This window comes from Rhizobium leguminosarum (genome assembly GCF_010668065.1).
Classification (GTDB): domain Bacteria; phylum Pseudomonadota; class Alphaproteobacteria; order Rhizobiales; family Rhizobiaceae; genus Rhizobium; species Rhizobium leguminosarum_S.
The window spans coordinates 196251-220325 of record NZ_WUEN01000010.1 but is presented as its reverse complement, the minus strand read 5'-3'; the positions used below and the strand labels follow the sequence as shown (position 1 = coordinate 220325).

At 60.5% G+C, this 24075-nt stretch carries 24 protein-coding genes and 3 tRNA genes; 2 read left to right on the top strand and 25 right to left on the bottom strand.

The features are described from left to right. Nucleotides 1–9: 9 nt before the first annotated feature. The 24 genes from proS to GR198_RS24990 all read right to left on the bottom strand — a co-directional run bounded on the left by proS (nucleotide 10) and on the right by GR198_RS24990 (nucleotide 22437). Entirely contained in the window at nucleotides 10–1332 is a 1323-nt protein-coding gene (proS, locus tag GR198_RS25105) for a proline--tRNA ligase (RefSeq protein ID WP_164045929.1), read from the bottom strand. A gap of 589 nt (nucleotides 1333–1921) precedes the next feature. Further along, nucleotides 1922–2197 carry a DUF1467 family protein gene (locus GR198_RS25100; RefSeq protein WP_003547401.1) on the bottom strand — a complete coding sequence of 92 codons (276 nt, stop codon included), beginning with the start codon at nucleotides 2195–2197 and terminating at the stop codon, nucleotides 1922–1924. A gap of 206 nt (nucleotides 2198–2403) precedes the next feature. Further along, nucleotides 2404–2808 (bottom strand): methylmalonyl-CoA epimerase, encoded by a 405-nt coding sequence (gene mce, locus GR198_RS25095; RefSeq protein ID WP_094086258.1) that lies wholly within the window; start codon nucleotides 2806–2808, stop codon nucleotides 2404–2406. Between the two features lie 2 nt (nucleotides 2809–2810). Next, complete coding sequence (locus GR198_RS25090) at nucleotides 2811–4481, bottom strand: ribonuclease J (RefSeq protein ID WP_164069735.1); 1671 nt, start codon at nucleotides 4479–4481, stop codon at nucleotides 2811–2813. Between the two features lie 17 nt (nucleotides 4482–4498). Further along, the gene (locus GR198_RS25085) at nucleotides 4499–5263 is read right to left on the bottom strand and encodes a biotin--[acetyl-CoA-carboxylase] ligase (protein ID WP_164069734.1); all 765 of its coding nucleotides are present in this window, start codon (nucleotides 5261–5263) and stop codon (nucleotides 4499–4501) included. Then, a complete protein-coding gene (nuoN, locus tag GR198_RS25080; RefSeq protein ID WP_003547394.1) occupies nucleotides 5263–6708 on the bottom strand; it encodes an NADH-quinone oxidoreductase subunit NuoN in 1446 nt (481 codons plus the stop codon). The genes GR198_RS25085 and nuoN overlap by 1 nt, the downstream gene beginning before the upstream one ends. An 18-nt stretch (nucleotides 6709–6726) precedes the next feature. After that, nucleotides 6727–8238: an NADH-quinone oxidoreductase subunit M gene (locus GR198_RS25075; protein WP_094086261.1), complete on the bottom strand. Its 1512-nt coding sequence runs from the start codon at nucleotides 8236–8238 to the stop codon at nucleotides 6727–6729. Continuing rightward, on the bottom strand, nucleotides 8238–10238 hold the full coding sequence (nuoL, locus tag GR198_RS25070; protein WP_094086262.1) for an NADH-quinone oxidoreductase subunit L: 2001 nt from the start codon (nucleotides 10236–10238) through the stop codon (nucleotides 8238–8240). The genes GR198_RS25075 and nuoL overlap by 1 nt, the downstream gene beginning before the upstream one ends. 7 nt (nucleotides 10239–10245) lie before the next feature. After that, entirely contained in the window at nucleotides 10246–10554 is a 309-nt protein-coding gene (nuoK, locus tag GR198_RS25065) for an NADH-quinone oxidoreductase subunit NuoK (protein WP_003547388.1), read from the bottom strand. A 23-nt stretch (nucleotides 10555–10577) separates the two neighbouring features. Further along, nucleotides 10578–11192, bottom strand: coding sequence for an NADH-quinone oxidoreductase subunit J (locus GR198_RS25060; RefSeq protein WP_094086263.1), 615 nt, complete (start codon nucleotides 11190–11192; stop codon nucleotides 10578–10580). 144 nt (nucleotides 11193–11336) lie between these two features. Further along, a complete protein-coding gene (gene nuoI / locus GR198_RS25055) occupies nucleotides 11337–11828 on the bottom strand; it encodes an NADH-quinone oxidoreductase subunit NuoI (protein ID WP_003547385.1) in 492 nt (163 codons plus the stop codon). 40 nt (nucleotides 11829–11868) lie between these two features. Further along, entirely contained in the window at nucleotides 11869–12912 is a 1044-nt protein-coding gene (nuoH, locus tag GR198_RS25050; protein ID WP_003547383.1) for an NADH-quinone oxidoreductase subunit NuoH, read from the bottom strand. A gap of 12 nt (nucleotides 12913–12924) precedes the next feature. Next, a complete protein-coding gene (gene nuoG, locus GR198_RS25045) occupies nucleotides 12925–15006 on the bottom strand; it encodes an NADH-quinone oxidoreductase subunit NuoG (RefSeq protein WP_164045932.1) in 2082 nt (693 codons plus the stop codon). 218 nt (nucleotides 15007–15224) lie between these two features. Further along, nucleotides 15225–15941 (bottom strand): NADH-ubiquinone oxidoreductase, encoded by a 717-nt coding sequence (locus GR198_RS25040; protein ID WP_029872846.1) that lies wholly within the window; start codon nucleotides 15939–15941, stop codon nucleotides 15225–15227. A 2-nt stretch (nucleotides 15942–15943) separates the two neighbouring features. Then, nucleotides 15944–17248 carry an NADH-quinone oxidoreductase subunit NuoF gene (nuoF, locus tag GR198_RS25035; protein ID WP_029872847.1) on the bottom strand — a complete coding sequence of 435 codons (1305 nt, stop codon included), beginning with the start codon at nucleotides 17246–17248 and terminating at the stop codon, nucleotides 15944–15946. A gap of 10 nt (nucleotides 17249–17258) precedes the next feature. Continuing rightward, entirely contained in the window at nucleotides 17259–18425 is a 1167-nt protein-coding gene (locus tag GR198_RS25030) for an NADH-quinone oxidoreductase subunit E (protein ID WP_164069733.1), read from the bottom strand. 16 nt (nucleotides 18426–18441) lie between these two features. Next, nucleotides 18442–18714, bottom strand: a complete 273-nt coding sequence (locus GR198_RS25025; RefSeq protein ID WP_012756961.1) for a hypothetical protein — start codon at nucleotides 18712–18714, stop codon at nucleotides 18442–18444. Further along, on the bottom strand, nucleotides 18714–19904 hold the full coding sequence (locus GR198_RS25020) for an NADH-quinone oxidoreductase subunit D (RefSeq protein WP_012756960.1): 1191 nt from the start codon (nucleotides 19902–19904) through the stop codon (nucleotides 18714–18716). Before GR198_RS25020 ends, GR198_RS25025 begins: the two co-directional genes overlap by 1 nt. A 69-nt stretch (nucleotides 19905–19973) precedes the next feature. Beyond that, on the bottom strand, nucleotides 19974–20351 hold the full coding sequence (locus tag GR198_RS25015) for a four helix bundle protein (protein WP_164025626.1): 378 nt from the start codon (nucleotides 20349–20351) through the stop codon (nucleotides 19974–19976). Nucleotides 20352–20391: 40 nt separating this feature from the next. Then, entirely contained in the window at nucleotides 20392–20994 is a 603-nt protein-coding gene (locus tag GR198_RS25010) for an NADH-quinone oxidoreductase subunit C (RefSeq protein WP_003558447.1), read from the bottom strand. Nucleotides 20995–21012: 18 nt separating this feature from the next. After that, nucleotides 21013–21597, bottom strand: a complete 585-nt coding sequence (locus GR198_RS25005) for a NuoB/complex I 20 kDa subunit family protein (protein WP_003547368.1) — start codon at nucleotides 21595–21597, stop codon at nucleotides 21013–21015. Next, the gene (locus tag GR198_RS25000) at nucleotides 21588–21953 is read right to left on the bottom strand and encodes an NADH-quinone oxidoreductase subunit A (RefSeq protein ID WP_010055493.1); all 366 of its coding nucleotides are present in this window, start codon (nucleotides 21951–21953) and stop codon (nucleotides 21588–21590) included. Before GR198_RS25000 ends, GR198_RS25005 begins: the two co-directional genes overlap by 10 nt. Nucleotides 21954–22199: 246 nt before the next feature. Further along, nucleotides 22200–22276: transfer RNA gene (locus GR198_RS24995), tRNA-Asp, on the bottom strand. An 84-nt stretch (nucleotides 22277–22360) separates the two neighbouring features. Further along, a tRNA-Asp gene (locus tag GR198_RS24990) sits at nucleotides 22361–22437 on the bottom strand. A 393-nt stretch (nucleotides 22438–22830) separates the two neighbouring features. On the opposite strand from GR198_RS24990, the gene GR198_RS24985 reads away from it, so the two are divergent. Continuing rightward, nucleotides 22831–22906, top strand: a tRNA-Val gene (locus GR198_RS24985). Between the two features lie 100 nt (nucleotides 22907–23006). Further along, a complete protein-coding gene (locus GR198_RS24980; RefSeq protein WP_017959934.1) occupies nucleotides 23007–23405 on the top strand; it encodes a hypothetical protein in 399 nt (132 codons plus the stop codon). Nucleotides 23406–23464: 59 nt separating this feature from the next. Here GR198_RS24980 and GR198_RS24975 read toward each other — a convergent pair whose 3' ends face one another. After that, nucleotides 23465–24013: a glutathione peroxidase gene (locus GR198_RS24975; protein WP_026158629.1), complete on the bottom strand. Its 549-nt coding sequence runs from the start codon at nucleotides 24011–24013 to the stop codon at nucleotides 23465–23467. Nucleotides 24014–24075 lie beyond the last annotated feature (62 nt).

Here is a 24075-nt window from a genome sequence, read left to right as displayed (position 1 = left end):
TCCGTTTCCTTAAGCCACGAACCGATTGATCGCCGCTTCGATGGTCATCGTTTCGCGGGCGCCGGTCTTGCGGTCCTTCACTTCCACTTCGCCGTTTGCGACCGCGCGCGGGCCGGCGATGATCTGGACGGGCACACCGATCAGGTCGGCGGTCGCGAATTTCGTGCCGGCCCGGTCGTCGGTATCATCATAGAGCACATCCTTGCCGGCCTTGGTCAGCGCGGCATAGATCAGCTCGCAGGTATCGTCACAGGCCTGATCGCCCGCCTTCATGTTGATCACAACGATATCGAAGGGTGCGACCGATGCCGGCCAGATGATTCCGTTATCATCATGCGATGCTTCGATGATGGCGGGAACAAGGCGTGTCGGACCGATACCGTAGGAACCCATGTGAACGAAGTGTTCCTTGCCATCAGGTCCCTGCACTTTCGCGCCCATCGGCTCGGAATATTTCGTGCCGAAATAGAAGATGTGGCCGACCTCGATGCCGCGCGCCGACAGGCGGTCGCCTTCGGGAACGGCGTTGAAAGCCGCCTCGTCGTGCATTTCCGAGGTCGCCGCATAGAGCGAGGTCCATTTGTCGAAGATCGCCTGCAGGCCGTCGACATTGTCGAAATCGGTGTGTTCGCCAGGAATATCGAAATCGACGAAATCCTTGTGGCAGAAGACTTCGGATTCGCCGGTATCGGCGAGGATGATGAATTCATGGCTGAGCTTGCCGCCGATCGGGCCGGTGTCGGCGCGCATCGGAATGGCGCGCAGGCCGAGCCGGTCGAAGGTTCTGAGATAGGCGGCGAACATCTTGTTATAGGAATGCTCCGCCGCTTCGCGCGTCAGATCGAAGGAATAGGCATCCTTCATCATGAATTCACGCGAGCGCATGGTGCCGAAGCGCGGACGGATCTCATCACGGAACTTCAGCTGGATATGATAGAGATTGAGCGGCAGGTCCTTGTAGGACTTGACGGAGGAGCGGAAAATATCCGTCACCATCTCCTCGTTGGTGGGACCGTAGAGCATCGGCCGGTCCTGACGGTCCTTGATGCGCAGCATCTCCTTGCCGTAGGCGTCGTAACGGCCACTTTCCTGCCAGAGCTCGGCCGATTGCAGGGTCGGCATCGACAGCTCAATGGCACCGGCGCGGTTCTGCTCTTCGCGGATAATGGCGTTGACCTTGTCGAGCACGCGCTTGCCGAGCGGCAACCAGGAATAAATGCCCTGCGACTGCTGACGGATCATACCGGCACGCAGCATCAGCCGGTGGGAGACGATTTCCGCCTCCTTGGGGTTTTCCTTGAGGATGGGCATGAAATAGCGGGACAGACGCATGGCGGATTCCGGAGCAGTTGAGATCCCGCAGCAGGCGGAATCGAAAGACCATTGTTAATGTCGGGAGCGTTCATAGCCGCTTCGCGGCAGGAAGGAAACCCGCAACGGATGCCGGCAACCTCCCGGAAGCGCATGTTCGCACCCGCAAAATGAAAGGGCATGAAAAAGCGCGTGTTTATAAGGACTTGAACGAAAATCTTGTCAACAGAAAAATTTTGCTAGAGTGTAGCAAAAATGCAAAAAAAGCAGATGACAAAGCCCAATGTTTGAGCTAGTTTTAGCTCACAAAACAGGCAGGAAGTTAAATTCTTGCCGAATTCGCGGTCAAGTCTTGGGAGGATCAGATCTTAGGCGCGCTCGTCGCAGCCCCGGCAACGGTTACAGATCACGCGATACTTAAAACAAGGCTTTTAGCCTTGTTTTTTTTTGGCTTTTCGTCCTCCATCCCATCCAAAAATCCGGCCGGCTTCCGTTAGGGGATGGCCCTCATTCCGTTACGAGAGCTCTTTGCCGCAACAGTATGACGCTGGTATGACGAAGTTCGCTTTCACTAGGTTTACATCTGCTCAAAGTTTGAGCAAAAGCACGCTCAATAGAAGCTGGGGCCGAGTTGCGGCAGGGCATCGAAGCCCCAGCCGAAATAGGTGTCGCAGACGTACCAGAGGCCGTAGACCAGGGCCGAAATCAGCGTCGTCAGCGAAAACACGAAAGCGGCGCGAAACCGTGTGGGCGCGCTTGGAACGGTGCCGAGCACGACGTCGTTGTCATCCGCCTGGGTGCGCAGGCCGATCGGCAGGACGGCGAAAAGCGTCATCCACCAGATGATGAAGTAGACGGCAAATCCCTGAAGAAAGATCTGGAGCATTCTGGTTCCCATTGGTGTCGCGCTGCTGCATTCCTTAAATCGGAATCGATTTAAGGAATGCAGCAATTTAAATTGTTACAGCGTCCTTTGCGCGTCTTAGAAGACACGCGGCGCTGTAATATCGCGTCCTTATACGGCGGAATGGCGAGCAACTCAAAGCGGACGAAAGGTTTAGCGGTCTTCGGGTCACTCTGCCGCAGCAGGGCTCAGGCCTGTTCGAGTTCGATCAGCGTGCCGAAGAAATCCTTGGGGTGCAGAAAGAGCACCGGCTTGCCGTGCGCGCCGGTCTTCGGCTGGCCGTCGCCGAGCACCCTTGCGCCCGCCGTGACCAGCCGGTCACGGGCGAGAAGGATATCGTCCACCTCATAGCAGATGTGATGCATGCCGCCGGACGGGTTCTTTTCGAGGAAGGCTGCGATCGGCGAGGCAGCCCCGAGCGGCTGCAGCAATTCGACCTTGGTGTTCGGCAATTCGACGAAAACGACGGTGACGCCGTGCTCCGGCAGGGCTTGCGGCTGCGATACGGCAGCACCCAGCGTATCGCGGTAGGCCGCAGTCGCCGCGGCCAGATCGGGCACGGCGATGGCGATATGGTTGACCCGGCCGAGCATGATCAGACCTTGGTGACGAAAGCGGTGACAAGAGGTTTCTTGCCCCAGGTGTTGTTCGCGGCCGAGCGGATGGCGCGGCGCACGGCCTCCTGCAGCATGTCGATATCCTTGCGGCGGGCGCGCGGAATGCTCTCGATGGCGCTGACCGCCGCGTCGAAGAGCGTATCCTCCATATCCTCGCCCTCATCATCGTAGGTCGGCAGGCCGATCGAAATGAGGTCGGGTTCGCCGACGATGTCATAGCGGGCGTCGAGCACGACGTTGACCGCGACATGCCCGACATAGGAGAGTTTCTTGCGCTCGCCGATACCCATCTCGTCGAAATCGCCGATCAGCGTGCCGTCCTTATAAATCCGGCCATGCGGCGCCTCGCCGATCACCTCGACCGGACCCGGCGCCAGCCGCAGGATATCGCCGTTGCGCACCCGCGGCACCAGTGCGATGCCGGATTGTTCGGCAAGTTCCTTATGCGCCGCCAGATGCGTTGCCTCGCCATGCACCGGCACGACGATCTTCGGCCGCGTCCACTCATACATCCGCTGCAACTCGTTGCGGCGCGGATGACCGGAAACGTGGACCAATGCCTCGGTATCCGTGATGATGTGCACACCCTGCTCGACGAGGCCGTTCTTGATGTCCTGGATCGCCTTCTCGTTGCCGGGAATGGCGCGCGAGGAAAAGACGACGATATCGCCTGCCGCAAACGCCACATTGCGCATCTCGTCGCGGGAAAGCTTGGCAAGGGCTGCCCGCGCCTCGCCCTGGCTGCCCGTCAGGATGACGACGACCTTGTCGCGCGGGATATAGCCGTATTCGTCCTCGGAGATGAAGGGCTTCACGCCTTCCATCAGGCCGATATCCTGGGCAACGTCGACGACGCGCTTCAGCGAACTGCCGAGCAGCAGCACTTCGCGGCCAGCCGCCTCGGCAGCCTCGGCAACGGTGCGGATACGCCCGACATTCGACGAGAAGGTAGTGATCGCCACCCTGCCCTCGGCATTCTCGATGATCTTGCGCAGGCTTTCGGACACATCCTTCTCGGAGGGCGAAACACCGTCGCGCAGCGCATTGGTGGAATCGCACATCAGCGCCAGCACACCCTCGTCGCCGAGTTGACGGAAACGTGTCTCGTCGGTCAGCGGCCCGAGCGAGGGCTCGTGGTCGATCTTCCAGTCGCCGGTATGGATGACATTGCCGACCGGCGTGCGGATCATCAGCGACATCGGCTCGGGGATCGAATGGTTGACGGCCACACCTTCGATGCTGAAGGGGCCGACATTGATCGTATCGCCGGCCTTGAACGGCGTCACCGGCACTTCGCCGATCTTAGCCTTCTCGTAATTGCGCTTGGCTTCGAGCAGACCGGCGGTAAAACCAGAGGCATAGACCGGCACGTTGAGGCCTGGCCAGAGATCGGCGAGCGCACCATAATGATCTTCATGCGCATGGGTGATGATGATCGCCTTGAGGTTCTTTCGTTCGCTGGCGAGGAAGCGGATATCGGGCAATACGAGGTCGACACCCGGCAGGTCGGGCCCCGGAAAAGTGACGCCACAATCGACCATAATCCACTGGCGATGCTCGGGCGGGCCGTAGCCGTAGAGAGCGAGATTCATGCCAATCTCACCGACACCGCCCAGAGGCAGGAATACCAGTTCGTCCTGTTTCGCCATAATTTTCGTTTTTTCCGCTATCCAAAAAACACATCACCGGCAGCAATGGGCATTATCCTGCCAGCGCCGGTATCGAGCATCAACAAGCCATTATCATCAATTCCGGCGAATTGTCCGGAAATCGATCGGTCCGGCAAATTGACCGTAATCTTTTCGCCGATGCCGCAGGCGATGGCGCGCCAGAGCGTCGTGATCTCGCCGATGCCGCGGCCCTGGTCCCATATTTCAAGCACTTCCGCCGTGGCGGCGAAGAGATGCGCGAAGAGTTCCTCCGGCGACGCCGCACTTCCCTGCTGACGCAGGCAGGTGACGGGATAGAGCGGATTGTCCGGCATGACAGAGATATTGATGCCGATGCCGACGATGAGCGCGTAACGGCCGTCCGGCAGCCCCTCGCCTTCGACGAGAATGCCGCAGGTCTTCTTTCGACCGATGAGGATATCGTTCGGCCATTTGACCTCGAGCGGCTCGGCGCCCAGAGGCAGCACCCTGCGGATCGCCTGGTGCACGGCAACGGCGATCGCCAGCGGCAGAGAACCGAGGCGCTCCATCGGCGCCGGGTCGATCAGAAGAAGAGAAGCGTAGAGATTGCCGCGCTCGGAAACCCAGAGCCTGCCGCGGCGGCCGCGGCCGCCCGTCTGCCTCTCGGCGGTCACCCAGAGATTGCCGCCATCGCCTGCCCGAGCCCGGGCGAGGCATTCGCTGTTGGTAGACGATGTTTCCGACAGAGCCTCGTGCCTGAAATCGCCGAGCGATATCCGGCGCCGTCCGTCGGAAGCCATCAAAAGAGCGTCGCGGCGGCAAGCTCTGCAGCGCCGCCGATCGGGCCGCCGATGAGGACATAGGCGGTGACGAAGAGACCGGAGAGACCGAAGACCAGACGCAGCGCTCCGGAGACACGGGCGAATTCGCCGGTCGCCTCATCGAACCACATCAGCTTGATGACACGCAGATAGTAGTAGGCGCCGACGACCGAAGCGAGAACACCGATGATGGCAAGCGCATAGAGCTTGGCCTCGATGGCGGCAACGAAGACGAAGTACTTCGCAAAGAAGCCGGCGAGCGGCGGGATGCCGGCAAGCGAGAACATCAGCGCCGTCAGCACCACGGCCATGAACGGGTTGGTTGTGGAGAGGCCGGCCAGATCGTCGACATTCTCGACGACGGTGCCGTCCTTGCGGCGCATCGACATGATGATCGCAAAGGTGCCGAGCGTCATGACCATGTAGATGACCATGTAAAGCATGACGCCGGTGACGCCGGTCTGGTTGCCGGCGGCAAGACCGACCAGCGCATAACCCATATGGCCGATCGAGGAATAGGCCATCAGTCGCTTGATGTTCTTCTGGCCGATCGCGGCAAACGAGCCGAGCAGCATCGAGGCGATCGAGATGAAGACGACGACCTGCTGCCAGTCCGCCAGAACCGGCTGGAAAGCCGTGATGACGATGCGGGTCATCATCGCCATGGCGGCGACCTTGGGTGCTGCGGCCAGGAAGGCGGTGACCGGTGTCGGCGCGCCTTCGTAAACATCCGGCGTCCACATATGGAAGGGAACGGCCGAGATCTTGAAGGCGATGCCGGCGAGGATGAAGACCAGGCCGAAGATCAGTCCGAGCGAACGCGCGCCCTCGACGGACAGCGCCTGGGCGATCTCGGAGAAGTGGGTGTGGCCGGTGAAGCCGTAGACCAGCGACATGCCATAGAGCAGCATGCCGGAGGAAAGCGCGCCGAGGACGAAATATTTCAGGCCGGCTTCGGTCGACTTCAGGCTGTCGCGGTTGATCGCTGCGACGACGTAGAGCGCCAGCGACTGCAGTTCCAGCGCCAGATAGAGCGAGATCAGGTCGTTGGCCGAGATCATCAGCAGGATGCCGAGGGTCGCAAGCACCAGGAGAACCGGGAACTCGAACTTGTCGAGCTGATTTTCGCGGGCGTGGCCGATCGACATGAAGATGGCGACCAGCGAACCGATCAGCGCCACCAGCTTCATGAAGCGCGAGAAGCCGTCCGCCATGTAGACCCCGCCATAGGCAAGGCCTTCTGCGGGCACGAAGAGTAGCCACAGGCCGGAGGCCAGCAGCAGGACGATGGCGAGGCCGGTGACGAGAAGGCCCGACCGCTCGCCGGAGAAGACGCCGACCATCAACAGGACAAGGGCGCCGACCGCGAGGATGAGCTCCGGCGCGGAAAGATGCAGACTGAGGAGAATTGTTTCAGCGGTCATGTCCAATAAGTCCCGTCATCATTTCATAGACAGCGCAACATTCTGCGCTGCGTGCACGGCGGCCGTGTAGTTGTTGACCAGCAGATCCACCGAAGCAGCCGTCGCATCGAAGACCGGAGCCGGGTAAACGCCGAAGAAGATGGTCAGCGCGACCAGCGGGTAGAGGATCAACTGCTCGCGTCTGGAAAGATCAAGCAGCGCCTTCAGCTTTTCCTTTTCCAGCGAACCGAAGATCACCCGGCGATAAAGCCAGAGCGCGTAAGCGGCCGAGAGGATGACGCCGGTAGCGGCAAAGAGCGCTACCCAGGTATTGACCCGGAAGACACCGATCAGCGTCAGGAATTCGCCGACGAAGCCCGACGTGCCGGGAAGCCCGACATTGGCCATGGTGAAGACCATCATCGCCACGGCATATTTCGGCATGTTGTTGACGAGGCCGCCATAGGCGTTGATCTCGCGGGTGTGGGTGCGGTCGTAGACGACGCCGACGCAGAGGAAGAGCGCGCCGGAGACGATACCGTGCGAGAGCATCTGGAAGATCGAGCCCTGAACGCCCTGCATGTTGGCGGCAAAGATGCCCATGGTCACGTAGCCCATGTGGGCCACGGAGGAATAGGCGATCAGCTTCTTGATGTCGTCCTGCATCATCGCCACCAGAGAGGTGTAGATGATCGCGATGACGGACATGGCAAAGACGAGCGGCGCGAAATAATCGGAGGCGACCGGGAACATGCCGAGCGAGAAGCGGATGAGACCGTAGCCGCCGAGCTTCAAAAGCACGCCGGCCAGGATCACAGAGCCAGCCGTCGGCGCCTGAACGTGGGCATCGGGAAGCCAGGTATGGACCGGCCACATCGGCATCTTCACCGCAAAGGAGGCGAAGAAGGCAAGCCATAACCAGGTCTGCAGCGCCGGCGGGAACTTGTAGGCGAGCAGCGCGGTAATGTCGGTCGTGCCGGCCTGCCAGTACATCGCCATGATGGCGAGCAGCATCAGCACCGAGCCGAGCAGCGTATAAAGGAAGAACTTGTAGCTCGCATAGACGCGGTCCTTGCCGCCCCAGACACCGATGATCAGGAACATCGGAATGAGGCCCGCCTCGAAGAAGACGTAGAAGAGCACGATATCGAGCGAGACGAAGACGCCGATCATCATCGTTTCGAGGATGAGGAAGGCGATCATGTATTCCTTCAGGCGCTTCTCGATCGAGAGCCAGCTCGCCAGCACACAGAAGGGCATGAGGAAGGTCGACAGGATGACGAACAGCATCGAGATGCCGTCGACGCCGACGTGGTAGCCGATGCCGGTGCCGAGCCAGTTATGCTTCTCGACCATCTGGAAGCCCGGATTGGCATTGTCGAAGCCGATCCAGATGACGAGCGAGACGACGAAGGTGAAGACGGTGGTGATCAACGAGATCCACAGCACGTTCTTCCGGCCGGTTTCGCTCTCGCCGTTCATCAGCAGCAGGAGCACCACGCCGACGAGCGGCAGGAAGGTGACCGTTGAAAGAATAGGCCAATCGGTCATCAGAAGGAACTCCCGAGCATCATCCAGGTAACGAGCGCCGCAATGCCGATCAGCATGGCGAAGGCGTAGTGATAGAGGTAACCGGTCTGCAGGCGGACCACGCGATCGGTGACGGCGACGACGCGAGCGGCGACGCCGTTCGGGCCGTATGTGTCGATGATGCCGACATCACCCTTCTTCCACAGGAAGCGGCCGAGCGCCTTGGCTGAGCGGACGAAGAGGAAGTCGTAGAGCTCGTCGAAATACCACTTGTTCAACAGGAACTTGTAGAGCACGCGGTGCTGCTGCGCCAGGATGCGCGGCGTCTCAGGCGAGCGGATATACATGTACCAGGCGGTGACGAAGCCGAGCACCATGGCGATGAACGGGCTCAAAGCCACGAGCGCCGGAACATGGTGGAACTCTTCGACCAGTTCGTTCTCGGCGCCGGTAAAGAGCGCACCCTTCCAGAACTCAGCATATTCCTCGCCGTAGAACCGGCCTTCGAAGATCACGCCAGCAAGCACTGCGCCGATCGCGAGCAGATAGAGCGGCACAAGCATGACCTGCGGCGACTCGTGCACGTGGTGCATGACCTCGTGCGAAGCACGCGGCTTGCCGAAGAAGGTCATGAAGATCAGGCGCCAGGAATAGAAGCTCGTAAAGAGAGCCGCGATGACCAGCAGCGCGAAGGCTAAGCCGGAGACCGGCGAATGCGATGCATAGGTCGCCTCGATGATCACGTCCTTGGAGAAGAACCCGGCAAAGCCGATCGGCGTGAAGGGAATGCCGACGCCGGTGATCGCCAGCGTGCCGATGATCATCATCCAGAACGTTACCTTGATGTGCGGCCGCAGGCCGCCCATGTAGCGCATGTCCTGCTCGCCATCGACGGCATGGATGACCGAGCCGGCGCAGAGGAAGAGCAGCGCCTTGAAGAAGGCGTGCGTGAAGAGATGGAAGATCGCCGCACCATAGGCCCCTACCCCAAGCGCTACGAACATGTAGCCGAGCTGCGAACAGGTGGAATAGGCGATGACACGCTTGATGTCGTTCTGCACCAGGCCGACGGTTGCTGCGAAGAAGGCGGTGATCGCGCCGATCACGGTGACGACCACAAGCGCATCCGGCGACAGTTCGAAGAGCGGCGACATGCGGGCGACGAGGAAGACGCCGGCGGTGACCATGGTGGCGGCATGGATGAGGGCCGAGACCGGGGTCGGGCCTTCCATGGCGTCAGGCAGCCAGGTGTGCAGCAGGAACTGCGCCGACTTGCCCATCGCGCCCATGAAGAGCAGCAGGCAGATGCCGGTCAGCGCATGCGCCTTGTCGAGCTGCATTCCGAAGAGGTTGAGGATCACCTCGCCCGCTTCGCCGCCGCCTTCATGCGGGGCGAAGTTCGAGGCATTGGCGAAGATCGTGTCGAGGTTGATCGAGCCGAACAGCACGAAGACGCCGGCAATGCCGAGCACGAAGCCGAAGTCGCCGACACGGTTGACGATGAAGGCCTTCATCGCCGCGGCCGTCGCCGAGGGCTTCTTGAACCAGAAGCCGATCAGCAGATAGGAGGCGAGACCGACGCCTTCCCAGCCGAAGAACATCTGGGCAAGGTTGTCAGCGGTCACCAGCATCAGCATGGCGAAGGTGAAGAGCGAGAGATAGGCGAAGAAACGCGGGCGATGCGGATCGGTATGCATGTAGCCGATCGAATAGACATGCACCAGCGTCGAGACCGTGTTGACGACGATCAGCATGACTGAGGTCAGCGTATCCACGCGCAGCGACCAGGAGACGTCGATGCCGCCGGACTGGATCCAGCGCAGCACCTCGACCTTGATCGGACCGCCTTCGGCATGGCCCATGCCGACGGTGAAGAAGACGACCCAGGACAGGATGGCGGCGATGATCATCAGGCCGCTGGTGACATATTCCGAAGCCTTGGCGCCGATGGCGCGGCCGAAAAGGCCGGCGACGATCGCACCGATCAAGGGAAGAAAGACGATAGCCTTATAGAGGAACATGAGCCACTCAGCCCTTCATCATATTGACGTCTTCGACCGCGATCGAGCCGCGGTTGCGGTAGAAGACAACGAGAATTGCAAGACCGATCGCCGCTTCGGCAGCCGCGACCGTCAGGATGAACAGCGCGAAGACCTGGCCGACGATGTCGTTCAGGAAGGAGGAGAAGGCGACCATGTTGATGTTGACCGCAAGCAGGATCAGTTCGATCGACATCAGGATGACGATGACGTTCTTCCGGTTCAGGAAGATGCCGAAGACGCCGAGCGTGAAGAGGATGGCGCTGACCGTCAGGTAGTGGGAAAGTCCGATGACCATGTTCTTTGTTCCTTGACCTGCCTTTAGACGCCCTGCCCGGGCTTGACCGAAACCACCTCGACGGCGGTGGCGGGCGTGCGGGCAACCTGCCTGGGAATATTCTGCCGCTTGATGTTGGTGCGGTGTCTCAACGTCAGCACGATCGCGCCGATCATGGCGACCAGGAGCACCAGACCGGCGATCTGGAAGAAATAGACGTAGTTGGTGTAGAGCACGTCGCCGAGGGCGGCCGTATTGGTGCGCTCGCTCAGCGCCGGGATCGGCATGGCGACAGTCTTGGCGATCTCAGGCGAGATGACGCTGCCGCCGACGACGACGATCAGTTCGGCTGCGAGGATCACCCCGATCAGCCCGCCGATCGGCGCATATTCGAGAACGCCGGCCCTCAGTTCGGTGAAGTCGATATCGAGCATCATCACCACGAAGAGGAAGAGGACGGCGACGGCGCCGACATAGACGACAAGCAGGATCATCGCCAGGAATTCGGCACCGAGCAGCAGGAAGAGGCCGGCCGCATTGAAGAACACCAGGATCAGGAAGAGAACCGAGTGAACCGGGTTCTTCGCCCAGATGACCATGAACGCCGACGCCACCGCGACAAAGGCGAAAAGATAGAAAAATAGAGCCTGCAGACCCATGTTGGTGCCTTTTTCATCTTCCCCCGGGCAGCCGGGAGTTTCCCTGCCCGATGGAGCTCTCCCTGGCGTTAACCGGAAAAGCTCCTGTGCATATTGACCGCGACAGGAGCAACTGCGCTCCACCGCGGCATTTCAAAATCTCAATCAGCGGTACGGCGAGTCGATCGCGATGTTGCGGGCGATTTCGCGCTCCCACCGGTCTCCGTTATCCAGAAGCCGTGCCTTGTCGAAATAGAGCTCTTCGCGGGTTTCCGTCGCAAATTCGAAATTCGGGCCTTCGACGATCGCGTCGACCGGGCAGGCTTCCTGGCAGAAGCCGCAATAGATGCACTTCACCATGTCGATGTCGTAGCGCACCGTACGGCGCGTGCCGTCGTTGCGGCGCGGACCGGCCTCGATGGTGATCGCCTGGGCAGGACAGATCGCCTCGCAGAGCTTGCAGGCGATGCAGCGCTCCTCGCCGTTCGGATAACGGCGCAGCGCATGCTCGCCGCGGAAACGCGGGGAAACCGGACCCTTTTCGAAGGGATAGTTGATCGTCGCCTTCTGGCGGAAGAAATAGCGCATCGACAGAAAGAACGCGCCGACGAATTCCTTGAGAAACAGCGAGCTGATGGAGCCGGACAAGCTTGCCATCTTCAACCTCCAATTTTGCCGAAAACGAGAGCGGGCATCATCATGCCCAACCCATCAGTTTCAGCACGAATGCAACGATGACGACCATGGCGAGCGACAGCGGCAGGAAGACCTTCCAACCGAGGCGCATGAGCTGGTCGTAGCGGTAGCGCGGAACGAAGGCCTTGACCATCGCGAACATGAAGAACACGAAGCAGGCCTTCAGCGTGAACCAGATGATCCCGGGGACCCAGTTGAGGATCCAGATATCGACCGGGGGCAGCCAGCCGCCGAGGAAGAGGATCGTCGTCAGCGCGCACATCAGGCAGACGGCCGCATATTCGCCGAGCATGAACATCATGTATGGCGAGGAGCCGTATTCGACCATGAAGCCGGCGACGAGTTCCGATTCCGCTTCGGGAAGGTCGAAGGGCGGGCGGTTCGTTTCGGCGAGCGCCGAAATGAAGAAGATGATGAACATCGGGAAGAGCGATAGCCAGTGCCAGTCGAGGAACGACGCCGGCAGTCCGAGCATGGTGCCGAGGCCGGTATGCTGCGCATTGACGATATCGGTCAGGTTCAGCGAGCCGACGCAGAGAAGCACGGTGACGATGACGAAGCCGATCGAGACTTCATAGGACACCATCTGCGCCGCCGAGCGTAGCGCGCCGAGGAACGGATACTTCGAGTTCGAAGCCCAGCCGCCCATGATGATGCCGTAGACCTCGAGCGAAGAGATCGCGAAAATATAGAGGATGCCGACATTGATGTTGGCGATCACCCATCCGTCGGCCAGCGGCACCACCGCCCAGGTGGACAGCGCCAGAAGCACCGTCACCAGCGGAGCAAGCAGGAACACCGCCTTGTTGGCGCCGGCTGGAATGATCGGCTCCTTGAAGACGAACTTCAAAAGATCGGCGAAGGACTGGAACAGGCCGAAAGGACCGACGACATTCGGGCCGCGGCGCAGCTGCACGGCCGCCCAGATCTTGCGGTCAGCGAGCAGCACGTAGGCGATGAAGACGAGCAGGCAGACGAGAAGCAGCAGCGACTGACCGATCATGATGATCGCCGGCCAGACATAGGTCGAAAAGAAAGAATCCATAGTCCCCTGCCCTTACTCTGCCGCGACTTTGAAGTTGTTGCGGGCCAATGCCGAGCACTCCGCCATGACAGCCGAGGCACGCGCTATCGGGTTCGTCAAATAGAAGTCTTTCACCGGCGACGCAAACCCGGATTTGTTCATCTTGCCGGCTTTTTTCGCAACTGCGGCAATTTGGGCGCTATCGGTTTCAGCGATCTCGTCGATGGCGGCGAAATGCGGGAAAGCGGCATAGAGCCGGACACGCAATTCGCTGAGCGAATCGAAGGGAAGCTTCTTGCCGAGCACGTCGGAAAGCGCACGGATGATCGCCCAGTCCTCGCGGGCATCACCCGGCGCAAAGCCTGCGCGGTTGCCCATCTGGACGCGGCCTTCGGTGTTGACCCAGGTGCCGGACTTTTCGGTATAGGCTGCGGCCGGCAGGATGACGTCGGCATGGTGCGCGCCGTTATCGCCATGCGAGCCGATATAGACGGTGAGCTTGGCCTTCTTGGCGGTGAAGTCGAGTTCGTCTGCGCCGAGCAGGAAGAGCACGTCCATCGCCGTCAGCATCTCGGCAGCATTGACGCCCTTGGCACCCGGCACGAAGCCGAGGTCGAGGCCGCCGACACGCGAGGCAGCGGTGTGGAGGACGGCAAAGCCGTTCCAGCCTTCGGCGACAGCACCAACCGAGCCGGCGAGCTTGGCAGCACTGGCGAGAACGCCGGCGCCGTCGGTGCGCGACAGCGCGCCCTGGCCGATGATGATCATCGGCTTGGCGGCATTCTTCAGCACGTCCGCGAAGGCGTGGGTGCCTTCGACCAGATCCTTCAGCGTGTCGGGACCGCCGCCGAGGTAATCATAGCTGTAGCGCAGTTCAGCACGCTCGCCGATCACGCCGATCGGGAACTTGCCGCGGCGCCAGCGCTTGCGGATGCGGGCGTTGAGGATGGCTGCCTCGAAGCGCGGATTGGCGCCGATGATCAACAGCGCATCGGCCTGATCGAGGCCAGCAATGGTCGGGTTGAAGAGGTAGCTAGAACGGCCGAGCGACGGATCGAGTGCCGCCCCATCCTGGCGACAGTCGAGATTGGTTGACCCCAGCGACTTCACCAGTTCGGAGAGCGCATACATTTCCTCGACGGAAGCGAGGTCGCCAGCGATCGCGCCGATCTTGTCGCCCGAGGTGGCGCCGACGGCGGCCTTGATGGCGCCGAAGGCTTCGGCCCAGGTGGCGGGCTGCAGGCGGCCGTCGCGGCGAACATAGGGCCGGTCGAGGCGCTGGGTCTTCAGGCCGTCCCAGATGAAGCGGCTCTTATCGGAGATCCACTCCTCGTTGATCGCCTCATTGACGCGCGGCAGGATGCGCATGACCTCACGGCCGCGGGTGTCGACGCGGATCGCCGAACCGACGGCATCCATGACGTCGATCGATTCGGTCTTGTTCAATTCCCAGGGGCGCGCGGTGAAAGCGAAGGGCTTCGAGGTCAGCGCGCCGACCGGGCAAAGGTCGACCACGTTGCCCTGCAGTTCGGAGGTCATCGCCTGTTCGAGATAGGTGGTGATCTCGGCATCCTCGCCGCGGCCGATCAGGCCGAGCTCGGAAATGCCGGCGACCTCGGTGGTGAAGCGGACGCAGCGCGTGCAGTGAATGCAGCGGTTCATCACCGTCTTGACGAGCGGGCCGATATACTTGTCCTCGACGGCGCGCTTGTCTTCCTGATAGCGCGAGGTGTCGATGCCGAAGGCCATCGCCTGGTCCTGCAGGTCGCATTCGCCGCCCTGGTCGCAGATCGGGCAATCGAGGGGATGGTTGATCAGCAGGAATTCCATCACACCTTCGCGGGCCTTCTTGACCATCGGAGTGTTGGTGAAGACCTCGGGCAGTTCGCCGTTCGGGCCGCCGCGGATATCGCGCACGCTCATGGCGCAGGAAGCCTGCGGCTTCGGCGGGCCGCCCTTCACCTCGACAAGGCACATGCGGCAATTGCCGGCAACCGACAGACGCTCATGGAAGCAGAAGCGCGGGACCTCGGCACCGGCATCCTCGCACGCCTGCAATAGCGTGAAATGATCCGGAACTTCGATCTCGTTGCCGTCAATCCTCAGTTTTGCCATCGTCGCTCAGTCCTGTTTCCCGTTTGCCTGATGACGGCAAACAAACCTATTTTTGCAGCACTCTGATTGCCAAGCCGGATCTTTCGTCCTGCCGACATCTGATGTCGCCCAAATTCTCTATCGCGCGTTCCAGACCCGGAACCCGCACCGGCATCTCGAGGCCCCCGCCCGTCCGCCGACCTGCCCATCTTTCCGGCCGATCGACACGGCCGGACAGTTCATTTCTTTCTGCGGCCCCGTCCTGCCAGAACTTTCGCCTGACCGGCCCAGTCGTCACGGCCGATGCGGCCGTTGAAGCCGAGCTCGGCGTCGAGCCGGGCGATTTCCTCGTCGGTCCAGGCGGCAATCTCGGCGAAGCTGCGAATGCCCTTGGCGTTCAGCACCTGCTCCAGCTTCGGGCCGATGCCGGCAATCAGCTTGAGGTCGTCGGTCTTCCCCCGCGCAACCGGTTTTGCCTTCACAGCCGGCTTTGGCTCGCTGGCCTTCGCTTGGCTGGCTGGCTTGGCTTGCGTGACTGGCTTTGCTGGGCTGGCTGGCGTCGGCTCGCTGACCGGCTTGACGACAGTCAGTCTCGGTCCTGCCTTCTGCTCGGCCGGCGGCTTGGTGAACGCCTTCACGACCGGGCGAATATTCTCCGGCCGGATATCGACATCGGGCTTCAGTTCGTCTGGCGGCGTGTCATCGAGGGCGGCCGCGACCTTGCTGGTGGTCTCCAAGGCGCTCTGCCAGGCCCCGAAGAAAGCACCGGCCATCTGGGTCGAGAAACCGAAGCCGATCGCCGTTGCGGCGGCAAAGGCTGCAGCGGGATGCGCCATCAGCGGATGCACCGGCATCGCCTGTGCATTTTCAAGCATCTCGGCAGCAAGACGGCCGAAACCAGCCGCGAAATCGGCGACTTCTTCGTTTTTCCTACCTTTGGATGCATTGTCCGCCATGATTATTCAGCCGCCTCCAGAACCGCGCCGTGATCAAGCGCGCTCGCCGTATACTGGTCGATGCGCTTTTCGATCTCGGGACGGAAGTTACGGATCAGACCCTGCACCGGCCATGCGGCGGCGTCGCCGAGCGCGCAGATGGTGTGGCCTTCGATCTGCTTCGTCACCTGGAACAGCATGTCGATTTCACGCTTCTGGGCATTGCCCTTGGCCATGCGTTCCATCACGCGCCACATCCAGCCCGTGCCTTCGCGGCAGGGCGTGCACTGGCCGCAACTCTCATGCTTGAAGAAGGCGGAGATACGGGCGATCGCCTTGATGACATCGGTGGACTTGTCCATGACGATCGCGGCGGCCGTACCGAAGGAAGAGCCGACGCCGCGCAGGCCGTCGAAATCCATCGGGCAATCGATAATGTCCTTGGCCGGAACGATCGGGCAGGATGCCCCGCCCGGAATGACGGCAAGCAGGTTGTCCCAGCCGCCGCGGATGCCGCCGGCATGGCGGTCGACCAGTTCGCGGAAGGTGATGCCCATTTCTTCTTCGACGGTGCACGGCTTGTTGACGTGGCCGGAGAGCATGAACAGCTTGGTGCCGACATTGTTCGGACGGCCGATGGCCGAGAACCAGCCGGCGCCGCGGCGCAGGATCGTCGGCGCAACAGCGATCGATTCGACGTTATTGACCGTCGTCGGGCAGCCGTAGAGGCCCATATTGGCCGGGAACGGCGGCTTCAGGCGCGGCTGGCCCTTCTTGCCCTCGAGGCTTTCGAGTAGTGCGGTTTCCTCACCGCAGATATAGGCGCCGGCGCCGTGATGGACGAAGATCTCCATGTCCCAGCCGAGCTTGTTGTTCTTGCCGAGCAGGCCATAATCATAGCATTCGTCGATCGCCGCCTGCAGCGCTTCGCGCTCGCGGATATATTCGCCGCGCACATAGATGTAGGCCGCATTGGCGCCCATGGCGAAGCTCGCGATGACACAGCCTTCGATCAGCGTATGCGGATCGTGGCGCATGATGTCGCGGTCTTTGCAGGTGCCGGGCTCGGATTCGTCGGCGTTGACGACGAGGTAGTGCGGACGGCCGTCGCTTTCCTTCGGCATGAAGGACCATTTGAGGCCTGTGGGGAAACCGGCGCCGCCGCGGCCGCGAAGGCCAGACGCCTTCATCTCGTTGATGATCCAGTCGCGGCCCTTTTCGAGGATCTGCTTGGTGCCGTCCCAGTGGCCGCGGCTCATCGCGCCCTTCAGGGATTTGTCCTTGAGGCCGTAGATGTTGGTAAAGATGCGGTCTTTATCTTGTAACATGCTTCACCTCTTACCGCGGCTTCTTGCCGAAGACCTTGATATATTCCGCTTCCCCGCCGTTGGCGAGCGCCTTGGCCTGCTTGACCCAGTCATCGCGCTCGATGCGGCCGCGGAAGTTCAGATAGCCATCGACCCATTCGCGTTCAGCCTTCTTCCAGCCCGCGACCTGCGCGAAGGTGAAGATGCCGATTTCGTTCAACGTCGCCTCGATTTTCGGGCCGACACCCGAGATCATCTTCAGATCGTCCGGGGCGGCGGGCTTTTCGACGCCGGCCGGCCGGTTCTTGTCGGTCAGGGCAGGCTTTGCCGCCGGGGCAGCTTCAGCCTTGACGGCAGCTTTCGGCGCCGGTTCGGCCGCCACAGTGCCTGATATCGGCTGCTGCTCGGCAGCCTTGGCGTTTTTCGCAGCCGCCTTCGGCGCCGTCGCCGGCGTCTTCAGGGCAGCATTGGTCTCGGCATCGGTGCTCTTCGGGCGGGCAGCCTCGGAGGGCGGAACCGGGGCGGCGTCGACTGGAGCCGATACGGTTTCGGCATCGGCCTTCTTGGCGCGGGTCCTTGCCTTCGGCTCTTCCGTCGTCAGCGAGGTCAGGCCGCCTTCGGGCGCCGAAAACACCCGGTCGATCTGGGTGCCGGGCTTGATGCTGGCGCCATTGCCGGCGGCAAAGACGTCGATGATCTCTTCGAGACGCGCGGGCGTCAGGTCTTCATAGGTGTCCTTGCCGATCATCACCATCGGGGCGTTGACGCAGGCCCCGAGACATTCGACCTCTTCCCAGGATAGCGTGCCTTCGGCATTGCGCTCGAAGGCATGGGCATGGATCTTGCTCTTGCAGACCGACATCAGCGCTTCCGAGCCGCGCAGCATGCAGGGCGTCGTGCCGCAGACCTGAACATGGGCGCGGGTGCCGACAGGATGCAGCTGAAACTGCGTATAGAAGGTCGCGACCTCGAGCACGCGGATATAGGCCATATCAAGCATGTCGGCGATCTTTTCGATCGCCGCGCGCGTAACCCAGCCGTCCTGCTCCTGCGCTCGCATCAACAGCGGAATGACCGCCGATTGCTGGCGGCCGGCGGGGTATTTCTGGATCGTCTTGTCCGCCCAGACCGCATTCTCATCGCTGAAGGCGAATGCGGCAGGCTGAAATTGATCTTCGGCTAATCGACGAACGGACATTCTTTCTCACGCCTTGTCAGTTTAGGGTTCCACACCGCGAAGCGGTCAAAGACTGCATTTCGCAGGCATAGGCCGACTGGTCTTTTTGCATAAACACTACGAATTTGCTGCCGTTCGGAATGGCAGCCTTGATCTGATAGCCCTTGGACAAAAGCTCACCCATGGACGATTGCTGCGCCGGCGGCGTCTCTTCCTTATGGCCGAGCGGCGTGCCGAGGCTATCGGACTCCTGAGCCGAAACCCCGGATGCCGAAAGAAGGATAACGACGGCCAGCGGCAGAAGCTGCATCAGCGATCCACCTCGCCGAAGACGATGTCGAGCGAGCCGAGCACGGCCGCGACGTCGGCAAGCTGGTGGCCGCGGCACATGAAATCCATCGCCTGCAGATGGGCATAACCCGGCGCGCGGATCTTGCAGCGATAGGGCTTGTTGGTGCCATCGGAGACGAGATAGACGCCGAACTCGCCCTTCGGCGCCTCGACGGCGGCATAAACCTCGCCGGCCGGCACATGGTAGCCTTCGGTATAGAGTTTGAAGTGGTGGATCAGCGCTTCCATCGAGCGCTTCATTTCGCCGCGCTTCGGCGGCACGACCTTGCCGTCGATCGACGAGAAAGGACCGGTCCTGGCATCTGAGAGCAGGCGGTTGACGCATTGCTTCATGATGCGGACCGATTCGCGCATCTCGATCATACGGATCAGATAACGGTCGTAGTTGTCGCCATTCTTGCCGATCGGGATATCGAATTCGAGATCGGAATAACATTCATAGGGCTGGGCGCGACGCAGATCCCAGGCAGCACCCGAACCGCGCACCATGACGCCGGAGAAGCCCCAGGCCCAGCATTCCTCCAGCGAGACGACGCCGATATCGACGTTGCGCTGCTTGAAGATGCGGTTGCCAGTCAACAGGTTGTCGATGTCGTCGAGCGCCTTCAGGAACGGGTCGCACCAGGCGCCGATATCCTGCACGAGCTGTTCGGGCAGATCCTGGTGGACGCCGCCCGGACGGATATAAGCGGCATGCATGCGCGAGCCGCTGGCGCGCTCGTAGAACACCATCAGCTTTTCACGCTCTTCGAAGCCCCAGAGCGGCGGCGTCAGCGCGCCGACGTCCATGGCCTGCGTCGTGACGTTCAGAAGGTGCGACAGGATGCGGCCGATTTCCGAATAGAGAACGCGGATCAGCTGGCCGCGAATCGGGATCTCGATGCCGAGCAGCTTTTCGACGGCCATCGCATAGGCATGTTCCTGGTTCATCGGCGCGACGTAATCGAGGCGATCGAAATAGGGCACGGCCTGAAGATAGGTCTTGGTCTCGATCAGCTTCTCGGTGCCGCGATGCAAAAGGCCGATATGCGGATCGACACGCTCCACAATTTCGCCGTCAAGCTCCAGGACAAGACGAAGAACGCCGTGCGCCGCCGGATGCTGCGGTCCGAAGTTGATGTTGAAGTTGCGGACGTTATGTTCGGTCATGGCGATCAACTCGCTTAGAGTGAGTAGTGGCTAGTGAGTAGTGATTAGTTTTCGACCGTTCACTATTCATCAGCTTTTCCGGTGCTGAACACTTCGAATAAGCGATCCCAGCATCTTTCCAATTTCGTCGCATCGGTCGAGCAATTCGTCCAAGGCCGAGGCTTGAAGAAAGCCAATTCGTCCGGCGATGATCAAATGCGTCTCCAATTCTTTCAACGAGCCCTGAGCGATCTTGAGAAATTGGGCGAACGAACCTCGATTTTCTCTTCCATATCCCTCCGCGATATTCGCGGCCACGGAAGCAGAAGATCGTCTAATCTGGCTGGTCAACCCATAAATCTCTTCCCGCGGGAAGGTTCTCGTCACCTCATAACAAACAACAGAGAGCTCGATAGCAAATTGCCAGACTTTCAAGTCACGGTAGGAAGTGATTTTCCCGTTCGTCACCCAGATACCTGCCCGCTACTCGCTACTGACTATTCACTACTCACTGCTTCGCCTTTTCATCCCCGGGGAGAACATATTCAGTCCCCTCCCAGGGCGACATAAAGTCGAAGTTGCGGAATTCCTGCTTCAGTTCGACCGGCTCGTAAACGACGCGCTTGGCCGCATCGTCGTAGCGGACCTCGACGAAACCGGTCGTCGGGAAGTCCTTGCGCAGCGGATGGCCTTCGAAGCCGTAGTCGGTCAGGATGCGGCGCAGGTCCGGATGGCCGGTGAAGAGCACGCCGTACATGTCCCAGGTCTCGCGCTCGAACCAGTCGGCGCCAGGATAGACCGGGCAGGCCGACGGAACCGGCGTATCTTCATCCGTTGCGACCTTGACGCGGATGCGCAGGTTCTTCTTCGGCGACAGCAGGTGGTAGACAACGTCGAAACGCAGCTCGCGCTGCGGCCAGTCGACCCCGCAAATATCGATCAGGTTGACGAAACCGCATTTGGCGTCGTCGCGCAGAAAGGTCAGCAGTGCGACCAGGTTTTCACCCGTCGTCGTCAGAGTCAGTTCGCCATACTTCATCTGCGACGCGGCGATCAGGTTGCCGCGCGCTTCGCCAAGGTAGGACGCAAGCTCAGTCAGGGCTTCACTCATATGCCTTGTCCTTAACCCTTAGCGTTCGATCGTGCCGGTACGCCGGATCTTCTTCTGCAGCAGAAGCACGCCGTAAAGCAGCGCCTCTGCCGTGGGGGGACAGCCCGGCACGTAGATGTCGATCGGCACGATGCGGTCACAGCCGCGCACCACCGAATAGGAATAGTGATAATAGCCGCCGCCATTGGCGCAGGAGCCCATCGAGATGACATAACGCGGCTCGGGCATCTGGTCGTAGACCTTGCGCAGAGCGGGCGCCATCTTGTTGGTCAGCGTGCCGGCGACGATCATCACGTCGGACTGGCGCGGCGAGGCGCGTGGCGCAAAACCGAAGCGCTCGACGTCATAACGCGGCATCGACAGCTGCATCATTTCGACAGCACAGCAGGCAAGACCGAAGGTCATCCACATCAGCGAGCCGGTGCGGGCCCAGTTGATCAGTTCATCGGTCGAGGTGACGAGAAAACCCTTGTCGGCAAGCTCATTGTTGATCTCGCCGAAAAATGGGTCGTTGCTGCCGATCGGCTTGCCGGTCGAGGGATCGATAATCCCCTTCGGCTGCTGGGCAACAAGCGGCTGATTGCTCACAGGGGCTACTCCCATTCCAGGGCTCCCTTCTTCCATTCATAGATAAAGCCGATGGTCAGCACGAGAAGGAAGACCATCATGGACCAGAAGCCGAACCAGCCGATGGCGCCGAAGGAGACGGCCCAGGGGAAGAGGAAGGCGACTTCGAGGTCGAAGATGATGAAGAGGATCGACACGAGGTAGAAACGGATGTCGAACTTCATGCGGGCGTCGTCGAAAGCGTTGAAGCCGCATTCGTAAGCCGAGAGCTTTTCCGAATCGGGCGCTTTGAAAGCCACGGCGAACGGCGCAATGAGCAGCGCCAGGCCGATAACGAGCGCAATAGCAATGAAGATAGCGATCGGAATATAAGAACTGAGCAGTTCAGTCATCATGTTCATCCCTGCTTGCCGGTGACGCCAGGCGGCGCATTTGGGCAAATGCCCGGCAAGCGAACGTGCGTTGCAACAAGCCGTGGTTAGCGCAGCCGAGGCCCCGGCGCAAGACTTTTACAGAGGCAATTCGACGCGTGTCGCGCGGACATTATCAAGCAGATGCAACGATGTCGCGACAAATCCGTGCAGGCCGTTTGAACCTGCATGCCTGACCACGGGAAACTGCATGGCTTTCGGAAGAAATGGCGCGAGTGACGGGGCTCGAACCCGCGACCTCCGGCGTGACAGGCCGGCACTCTAACCGACTGAGCTACACCCGCGCATTGATCGGCCATTTTGCGGCCGCGAGGATGAAGTGAACCGGACAAACGACAAATCGCATTTGCGTTTTACAAGACTTGAAATGGCGCGAGTGACGGGGCTCGAACCCGCGACCTCCGGCGTGACAGGCCGGCACTCTAACCAACTGAGCTACACCCGCAATTCATTTCAAGCAGTCCGGATGCCCTAGCACCCTCTCCAAAACGGCTGCCCGTTTCGATGAGCGGCTAACTACGGGGTTCGCCTTTTAGTGTCAAGCAGGTTTGGAGACAAAACCGTGACAGTCTGCGAATTGTTTCGGTGGGTTGGATGCCAGACGAACGAAAGTCGGCACTTCCGTCTTCCGCAGCGATGCTCAGGCGCAGACGCAGTGCCTTCGAAACAAGCCCTCCCCTCACTTTTCCACAGCCGCGCCGAGCCTGAGCGGCATTGCAAGACACGGGATCACCACCAAAAAAATCAAAAAATCTTCACAAACACTCTTGCGGTTTTGCCGCGATCCGCATAGATCACGGCCACCAACGCGGCAGGCCGATCCGGCTTCGTTTGCGATGGGCGATTAGCTCAGTTGGTAGAGCGCCTCGTTTACACCGAGGATGTCGGCGGTTCGAGTCCGTCATCGCCCACCATTCCAAACTTTCCCGCAGCTTGTTCATCAGAGTTAGGCTCCCGAATTAGCTCGCTAATCCGGTCACGATCTGCGCAAGGTGTTTTGTCAGGAGACACCTCATGAAAACCGTTGCCATTATCTCTGCGCTGCTTCTCGCCGGCGTGGCTGCGTCGCCGTCGATTGCCAAAGAGCCGGCGCTAGAGGTTTTTCTGTCTGCCGGGGACCAGACGATGACGACCTCGGGAGAAACCCCGGCGCGTGAAGCCAGCACCTATCTTCTCAGAATGCCGTCAGATCTGCCGATTAATTTTTCGGTCGATGCAGACAATTCAGCCTGCAGCCTGGAAATCAAGAAAACCAGCCAGCGCGGCGTCTTAAGCACAATCAGCCGATTCCCCGCGTCGTTCAAAGACAGCGGTCAAAGCGGCGATGAATATACGTTTTCGTTTTTCCAAAACCGCGTTTCGTTTATGAGCGGCGCCCGATGCGCCTTCTCATTTTCTCTGACGCAGATGTAACCATGTGCTTGGGGTGATGGGCATGCCTTGCCGTCTGGCGGGCGCTCATACCCATCAATTCATCCCTTCGCCAATTCCTTCTCCACCGCCGAAACCAGCCGCGAATCGTCGGCCGTCACATCGGGCGCGAATCGAGCGGCGACTTTGCCGTCGCGGCCGATCAGAAATTTTTCGAAGTTCCAGAGGATGTCGTCCTCATCGCCGCCGGTCATCCCGTGGGATTTCAGACGTTCGCGCATCGGGCCGTCACCCGTCGTCGCGACACCCGACTTGGTCAGTTGCCGGTAAAGCGGGTGCTGAGCCTCGCCCTTGACCGAAATCTTCGAGAAGATCGGGAAGGTGACGTCGTAGGTGCTGGTGCAGAAATCGAGGATCTCGGCGTCGGTGCCGGGCTCCTGGCCCTTGAAGTCGTTGGCGGGAAAGGCGGCGATGACGAAGCCGCGCTCGCGCTTTTCCCCATAGAGCTTTTCCAGTCCCTCATATTGCGGCGTGAGGCCGCATCTCGAAGCGACATTGACGACCAGAAGCACCCGGCCCTTGTATTCGTTGAGCGTGGTCTCGCGACCATCCACAGTCTTGACCGGGATATCCAGCACATTGCCCGTCACGGGAACCTCCAATTTCGTAAGATATGTTTCGCCAAGCTTAGCGATATCGCCGCTGTTGTCAT

Coding starts and splice junctions, on each gene's coding strand:
- GR198_RS25040 (WP_029872846.1), bottom strand. CDS start 15,941: ATGGCGGACAATGCATCCAAAGGTAGGAAAAACGAAGAAGTCGCCGAT.
- nuoG (WP_164045932.1), bottom strand. CDS start 15,006: ATGGCAAAACTGAGGATTGACGGCAACGAGATCGAAGTTCCGGATCAT.
- nuoK (WP_003547388.1), bottom strand. CDS start 10,554: ATGGTCATCGGACTTTCCCACTACCTGACGGTCAGCGCCATCCTCTTC.
- nuoI (WP_003547385.1), bottom strand. CDS start 11,828: ATGGCAAGCTTGTCCGGCTCCATCAGCTCGCTGTTTCTCAAGGAATTC.
- GR198_RS25025 (WP_012756961.1), bottom strand. CDS start 18,714: ATGCAGCTTCTGCCGCTGGCCGTCGTTATCCTTCTTTCGGCATCCGGG.
- mce (WP_094086258.1), bottom strand. CDS start 2,808: ATGCTCGGCCGGGTCAACCATATCGCCATCGCCGTGCCCGATCTGGCC.
- proS (WP_164045929.1), bottom strand. CDS start 1,332: ATGCGTCTGTCCCGCTATTTCATGCCCATCCTCAAGGAAAACCCCAAG.
- nuoL (WP_094086262.1), bottom strand. CDS start 10,238: ATGTTCCTCTATAAGGCTATCGTCTTTCTTCCCTTGATCGGTGCGATC.
- GR198_RS25020 (WP_012756960.1), bottom strand. CDS start 19,904: ATGACCGAACATAACGTCCGCAACTTCAACATCAACTTCGGACCGCAG.
- GR198_RS25090 (WP_164069735.1), bottom strand. CDS start 4,481: ATGGCGAAACAGGACGAACTGGTATTCCTGCCTCTGGGCGGTGTCGGT.
- GR198_RS25100 (WP_003547401.1), bottom strand. CDS start 2,197: ATGCTCCAGATCTTTCTTCAGGGATTTGCCGTCTACTTCATCATCTGG.
- nuoN (WP_003547394.1), bottom strand. CDS start 6,708: ATGACCGCTGAAACAATTCTCCTCAGTCTGCATCTTTCCGCGCCGGAG.
- GR198_RS24980 (WP_017959934.1), top strand. CDS start 23,007: ATGAAAACCGTTGCCATTATCTCTGCGCTGCTTCTCGCCGGCGTGGCT.
- GR198_RS25060 (WP_094086263.1), bottom strand. CDS start 11,192: ATGGGTCTGCAGGCTCTATTTTTCTATCTTTTCGCCTTTGTCGCGGTG.
- GR198_RS25010 (WP_003558447.1), bottom strand. CDS start 20,994: ATGAGTGAAGCCCTGACTGAGCTTGCGTCCTACCTTGGCGAAGCGCGC.
- GR198_RS25000 (WP_010055493.1), bottom strand. CDS start 21,953: ATGACTGAACTGCTCAGTTCTTATATTCCGATCGCTATCTTCATTGCT.
- GR198_RS25075 (WP_094086261.1), bottom strand. CDS start 8,238: ATGACCGATTGGCCTATTCTTTCAACGGTCACCTTCCTGCCGCTCGTC.
- nuoF (WP_029872847.1), bottom strand. CDS start 17,248: ATGTTACAAGATAAAGACCGCATCTTTACCAACATCTACGGCCTCAAG.
- GR198_RS25085 (WP_164069734.1), bottom strand. CDS start 5,263: ATGGCTTCCGACGGACGGCGCCGGATATCGCTCGGCGATTTCAGGCAC.
- nuoH (WP_003547383.1), bottom strand. CDS start 12,912: ATGGATTCTTTCTTTTCGACCTATGTCTGGCCGGCGATCATCATGATC.
- GR198_RS25030 (WP_164069733.1), bottom strand. CDS start 18,425: ATGTCCGTTCGTCGATTAGCCGAAGATCAATTTCAGCCTGCCGCATTC.
- GR198_RS25005 (WP_003547368.1), bottom strand. CDS start 21,597: ATGGGAGTAGCCCCTGTGAGCAATCAGCCGCTTGTTGCCCAGCAGCCG.